Genomic DNA, 6,237 nt, shown 5'->3' with positions numbered 1-6,237 from the left:
GAGATCACCTACCGCCTCCCCCAGGAGATCCGCCTGACCGGGCAGTTCCCCGGCCCCCGCTCGCAGGAGCTCGCCGAGCGCCGCGCCAAGGTCGTCCCGGGCGGCGTCGCCAGCTCGGTGCCGGTCTACGCGGCCGACGCCGACGGCGGCGTGATCGTCGACGTCGACGGCAACTCGATGGTCGACCTCGGCGCCGGCATCGCCGTGACTTCGGTGGGCGCCTCCGCGCCCAAGGTGGTCGAGGCCGTGCGGGAGTCCGCCACCCACTTCACCCACACCTGCTTCATGGTGACCCCCTACGAGGGCTACGTCCGCGTCGCGGAGAAGCTCAACGAGATGACCCCGGGCGACCACGAGAAGCGCACCGTGCTGTTCAATTCCGGCGCGGAGGCCGTGGAGAACGCCGTGAAGGTCGCGCGCTCGGCGACCGGGCGCAACGCCGTCGTCGTCTTCGACCACGCCTACCACGGCCGCACCAACCTGACGATGGCGCTGACCGCCAAGGCCGCGCCCTACAAGTCCGGGTTCGGGCCCTTCGCGCCCGAGGTCTACCGCGTGCCGATGAACTACCCCTACCGCGAGCCCGCCCCGATCGGGGGCAAGGAGGCCGCCGAGCGGGCGATCTCCCAGATCGAGAAGCAGATCGGCGCGGACACCGTCGCGGCGATCCTCATCGAGCCGATCCAGGGCGAGGGCGGGTTCATCGTGCCCGAGGACGGCTTCCTGCCGCGCCTGTCCGAGTGGGCCCGCGAGAACGGCGTCGTGTTCATCGCCGACGAGGTCCAGGCCGGCTTCTGCCGCACCGGCGAGTGGTTCTCCGTGAACCACGAGGGCGTGGTGCCGGACCTGATCACCCTGGCCAAGGGCATCGCCGGCGGCATGCCGCTCTCCGCGGTGACCGGGCGGGCTGACCTGCTCGACGCCGTCGGCCCCGGCGGCCTGGGCGGCACCTACGGCGGCAACCCGGTCGCGTGCGCCGCCGCGCTGGCCTCGATCGAGACGATGGAGGAGTGGGACCTCAACGGCCGCGCCAAGGCCATCGAGTCCCAGGCCCGGAAGGTGCTGGAGCCGCTGGCGGAGGAGCTCGACGTCGTGGGCGAGGTGCGCGGGCGCGGGGCGATGCTCGCGATCGAGCTGGTCTCCGACTCCGCGTCGAAGGCACCGCACCCGACCGCCGCGAAGGAGGTCGCCGCTTACTGCCTCGAGCGCGGCGTCGTGATCCTGACCTGCGGCACCTACGGCAACGTGATCCGCCTGCTGCCCCCGCTGACGATCGGCGAGGACCTGCTGGGGAAGGCGCTCGACGTCCTGGTCGAGGGGCTCCGCTCCTGGGAGCATGAATCATAAAAGCGATTAAGCTCCTTCCGGTAGAAATCGTCAAAATAGATGAATTCACCTGAACGGGCGAGTCGTGGGTTTGCAATAGCAGATATTGGCAATTTGCTAACGTGCACTTTTGTCACGACTTGAGAGGCGTAGAAAGTTCCACGATTCAGAGAGTGGTATTAGACGGGAGTGAGATATGGGGTTCATACGATTTCAGCGTACGCGCAGGACTCGAGAGTATAGTTTTTATTTGAAAGACGAACATATCTGGGCATTAGGGCGGATCATCGAACACCTGCAGATGGTCAGTCTCGAGGGGCAGAAGGTCGAGGTTTTTGTTCAGGGAGGGATGACCTTCGGGGACATTGCTCCAGCAACAGAACTTCGATTCCCGTTCACGCAGATGACCAAGATTACCATATCAAAGCCATATATTCCTAAAGGAAGCGAAATAAGCGGAATGTGCGCCGCCGAGTACGAGAGGCTCTATATGATGGTGGCCAAGAAGAGAACTTTGGAAATCGGTGGCCCATCTAGAGAGATTCCGAGGCCCATCGGTGGAGCAGGAAGCTCCGAGTAGCGAATCGTTGGCAGGGCGCATTCCCAGAATTCTGTGATCGGGCGCCGGGCGTTTGGCAGCGGATCCTGGTTGCCCGTGGAAGGTCTGGTAACTTGTAGTTAGTTGTGCTAAATACATGGTTGAATTTGGCATGTTCCCAATGATGGTGGCTCATCTGAGAGTCGTACGCTTGATTCATCAAGGCTGTGGGTCTTGGGCGCATAGGTAGAAAGGCCTCGCATGGGTTCAGCTAACACAGAAGTCTCGTCGGAGAGTCAAAGAACATCTCGTCGAGCCGCATTGGCGACGTTTCTAGGAAGTACTGTTGAGTTTTACGACCTGGTGGCCTATGGGTCGGCTGCGGCAATCGTATTTGCTCCGCTATTTTTCTCGAATGCTTCGCCCGCGGTGGGAACTGCGCTTTCGTTTGCAACGTTTGCAGTGGGTTACTTGACCAGACCTATTGGTGCCGCAATTTTCGGGCATATAGCTGATACTCGAGGCCGTCGCGTGACACTGCTCTGGACTATGTATCTCATGGGTGGATCAACAGTTCTGATCGGACTCCTCCCTGATTACGATGCAATTGGTGACATTTCTCCGCTGCTTCTGGTTTCCCTTCGCGTGATTCAAGGCATTGCTATTGGTGGGGAACAGGGCGGGGCCATGGCGCTCGTAGTCGAACACGCGAGTGCTGGTAGGAAGGGCTTTTTTTCATCGTTTTCTACGGCTGGAACGCAGGCTGGTACTGTGCTGGCTTCTGGAGCATTCGCCTTAGTGGCACTCCTACCGGATGAACAGTTTCACTCGTGGGGCTGGCGTGTGCCCTTCCTTCTCTCCGCAGTGATTGTCTTTGTTGCGATCTATATTCGCCGAAATCTACCTGAGTCACTCCCGGAAAATCCGGGACAGGTCAACTCGAACCGGACGCCTCTGGTGAAAATGTTCCGCCAGGAGACTCGTCCGCTGACTGGAGCCTTTCTTGTTTACTGTTCGATTCAGGTCGGATGGTATTTGTTGACGGTGTTCGGAATCACCTATGCGGTTTCGGCGGGCGTGGACCGCTCGACGATGCTGTGGATTGTAGCTGGTGCAGCACTGACCGCGATGTGTATGAATCCATTCTGGGGAGTCTTATCCGATAGAATCGGTCGTCGCCGCGTCATGATTACCGGTCTTTTAGCCTACTGCCTCTTCATTTGGCTATATTTCCTGGCAGTCCATTCTGGAATCGTTCCGCTGGTATTCTTGTCAATGGTTGCGACCGCCGGACTTGGACATGCTGCACTTAATGGTGTGACGCCGTCGTTCTTTATGGAGTCGATGAGTTCGACTACGCGTGCAACCACTGCCGGTATGGCTATCCAATTTGCAGGAGTCGTCGGTGGGTTCGCTCCTCTCGTTGCGACTACTCTTGCGTCGAGTAACTTAGGCATATGGCTCGTCGGCTTGACGGCTACTGGAGTATTTTTGTTCAGTGGTATCGGAACTTTCTTTCTTAAGGCCCGAAACTAGTTTCTCGCGCCAGTAATTCATTATCTGTATCGTTGAATGAAGTATGGCCTGAACTAGGCGTTCAAAATCTGATCTGGTCTTGACCGTTGACGACCGTGAGCAGCTTCTTCGATGGAGTCATCCGCGCAATTCGTCGCAGGCGCAGGGATTACGGTCACGGTTTGTGTTGGTGTGCGCGCGAGGGGACGCGAACACGGTACTGGCCGCACGCGTGGGGTCAGTCATCCTACGGCCGGGAAATGGCGGTCTCGGTTTCTGTGGCGTCGCTTGGAGAGGCTTGTCGATGATCCACACCCTGGCGGCGACGGTGACGGCGGAGCAGATGGAGGACGTGGTTGTGGCGAGGTTGGAGTCTACGCCTGCGAACGTGATGCACTAGTCGCGAGCGAAGAGGCCGAATGCACTGACCTATCGAAGTCGATGATCGGGCGGGCATGGAAAGCCTTCTGCTGGGTTCCGGGGGGTGATGGAGGCCGTGAAAGCCGCGGAAAAGGAACTTCCCTGTCATGCCTGCACCACGTAAGTACCCGACCGAGCTTCATGAGTGTGCCCCCATGGTCTCAGACGATCTCGAAGATGGCGACGAGTCCCAGCGTGGCGCGGTTGGCCGGGTCCTAGACCAGATTCGGGGTCACCCTCCCCGAGGCCCTGCGAGGCTGGGGCCGTCAGGCCCAGGTCGATGCCCGCCAGCGGTCCGGGGCCACGACGGCCGATGCCCAGCGGATCTAGGACCTCGGGAAAGAGACCGCGAACGGCGGTGTGCGAACGCGATCTTGCAGTCGGCCTCGGCTTTCTTCGCGGCGGACCTCGACCAGCCCTCCCGCTGACCCACCGTTTCATCAACGAGCATAAGGACCATTTCGGCATCGAGCCGATCTGCCGGACCATGGGGGAAGTCGGGACCCAAATCGCTCCGAGCACTTTACTACGCCCGCAAGATGTGCCCGCCGTCCACTCGCGCTCATTGCGACGAGGTGGTAAGTAAAAGGGAGATCACCGACGTGCACCGCGAGAACTACGACATGTTCGGTGTCAGGAAGATGCACATCATGCCCAGCGGACTAGCAGCGCCTCGAGGTCCGGACCATCGGCCGGGCCCGACGTGGGCCGTGCGGCCCAGTCCTCAGCGCGTAGCCAGTGCAGGCAGGTGGCGATCACGCCCCACACCCGCGTTCAAGGCCGTGCTCAACTGCGGCGGCATCGCCGGCGCGCCATAGACTCGTTGCGGTGTCTGGCGCAGGAAGCGTTGGACGGTCCCGTCGTCGTCGACGAGCACGATGTCGTGATGTACCGGCTCCAGGCCCCGGTCAACGATTATCAGATCCCCGTGCGCGATCCCGGCGTCCAGCAAGGAGGAACCCTCGACAGCGATCACGTAGGTGGCCCCGGCGTCACGAACGAGGATCTCGACGAAGTCCAGCCGGTCCGTCGCGTAGTCCTGGCCACCCGCACTCGATGGCGGTGATCCCGGTGGGAAGCGCCGGCAGCGCGCCGCAGGCGGTGGTCGGGACGGGGCGTGTGTGGTCAGGGTCATGCCGCCATACTAGAACTTATATTCGAGTATGGTCCAGGCATGCTAGGTCGTTCGGGGGGACTTCCGCTCGTCATCCGGTCGATCGAGAATGTACGCGTACACCTCCGGTGGGACTCTCATCGTGGGCACCTGATTAGCCAGCGAATACGGCAGCCACCGCCAGGTCGTTACGACCACCACTGCGACCGTAGCGACGCTGAAGAAAAGGAACTACACCAGGGACGGCCAGAACCCATCCATCGTGAACCACGGCAAAATCGCGCTGAAGAGCATGAGAACAGCGATGATCCACGACGAAAGGAGCCGTTCACGCCGCGTGGCGCAGAATCTTAGGACATCTCCTTGGAAGGTGGTCGACGCCTGATGGTGGCGGCTCAGTGCGGCATAGGGTTCATCCGCTTCGGAGAGGTGGCGCGCACTGGTGGTAACGGCCGAGAGGTGATCGGGAAGGCCAAGGGCCTTGAATCGGTATGAAATCGTCATGGTTCTAGCGTACAAATTTTCGAATGCATAATCTTATTCTTGGCGTACTTTCTACCTCCAATCCAAGCATCCTGATGGGTCACCTCGCGGCACTACGTATCAAGCGATCTCTCCTTCGAGATCTGTTGAACGTACTTGTAGGCTGTCGTTCGGGACACGCCAACCTGCTTCGCTATTTCTGGGGGCCTAAAGCCGCGGTCGATCAGTTCTCGTAACCTCTTGCCCAGTGGGCCGTCGATTGCCCGAGGTCGCCCGCCGTATCGACCTTGAGCTCGCGCGGTCCTCAATCCAGCCGTAGTTCGCTCGCGGATCAGCTCCCGTTCGTACTGCGCGATCGAGGCCAGCAGTCCGATCATGAGGCCCCCTGCCGGTGTGCCCGCGTCGATGCCGTCGTTCAGTGACCGGAAGCTCACACCCTCGTTTCGGAATTTATCCACTAGTGAGGCGGTGTGCAGCATTGACCGTCCCAGTCGATCCAGGCGCACCACGGTGACGGAGTCCCCATGCCCGAGGCTTGCTAGCATCTCGTTAAGCCCTGGTCTCGAGGCGCGCTCTCCAGAGGCGACATCGCGGAAGACCAGCTCACAGCCGGCCTGCCGCAGCATGCGCTCCTGATCCACCGTGTTCTGGTCCGCCGTCGACACCCGGGCATACCCGAAACTCGTCATGACCCCTCCCGTCTCGGAAACTTAGTCCGCTCGTAAGTTTATAGACGCCGCCATTTACAGACACAGTAAAAAGACACCAGATCGGATCATTTCAGGCCCGATCTGCGGCCCCGCCGCCAGTCTCATCAAACGGTCGTTTTGTAGACTGATTC

The 6,237-nt window shown here is 60.4% G+C and carries 6 protein-coding genes; 3 read left to right on the top strand and 3 right to left on the bottom strand.

Annotation, left to right across the window (positions count from 1 at the left end):
- The 3 genes from gabT to NBM05_RS07465 form a co-directional block, all read left to right on the top strand.
- On the top strand, nt 1-1,347 hold a 1,347-nt coding region (gene gabT / locus NBM05_RS07475; protein WP_254166249.1), incomplete at its 5' end, for a 4-aminobutyrate--2-oxoglutarate transaminase.
- A 229-nt stretch (nt 1,348-1,576) separates the two neighbouring features.
- Complete coding sequence (locus tag NBM05_RS07470; RefSeq protein ID WP_254166248.1) at nt 1,577-1,906, top strand: hypothetical protein; 330 nt, start codon at nt 1,577-1,579, stop codon at nt 1,904-1,906.
- Between the two features lie 219 nt (nt 1,907-2,125).
- Nucleotides 2,126-3,400, top strand: coding sequence for an MFS transporter (locus tag NBM05_RS07465; protein WP_254166247.1), 1,275 nt, complete (start codon nt 2,126-2,128; stop codon nt 3,398-3,400).
- Between the two features lie 1,123 nt (nt 3,401-4,523).
- On the opposite strand, the gene NBM05_RS07455 is transcribed toward NBM05_RS07465, so the two are convergent.
- The 3 genes from NBM05_RS07455 to NBM05_RS07445 all read right to left on the bottom strand — a co-directional run bounded on the left by NBM05_RS07455 (nt 4,524) and on the right by NBM05_RS07445 (nt 6,085).
- Nucleotides 4,524-4,934: a S24 family peptidase gene (locus tag NBM05_RS07455; protein WP_254166246.1), complete on the bottom strand. Its 411-nt coding sequence runs from the start codon at nt 4,932-4,934 to the stop codon at nt 4,524-4,526.
- A gap of 210 nt (nt 4,935-5,144) precedes the next feature.
- A complete protein-coding gene (locus NBM05_RS07450) occupies nt 5,145-5,417 on the bottom strand; it encodes a hypothetical protein (RefSeq protein WP_254166244.1) in 273 nt (90 codons plus the stop codon).
- A gap of 92 nt (nt 5,418-5,509) precedes the next feature.
- On the bottom strand, nt 5,510-6,085 hold the full coding sequence (locus NBM05_RS07445) for a recombinase family protein (protein ID WP_254166242.1): 576 nt from the start codon (nt 6,083-6,085) through the stop codon (nt 5,510-5,512).
- Nucleotides 6,086-6,237: the final 152 nt, after the last annotated feature.

Origin of the sequence: Rothia santali (assembly GCF_024199905.1) — a bacterium.
Taxonomy (GTDB): Bacteria; Actinomycetota; Actinomycetes; order Actinomycetales; family Micrococcaceae; genus Rothia; species Rothia santali.
Note: the sequence above shows the minus strand (reverse complement) of the source record. Positions and strands in the feature narration are given on the sequence as shown.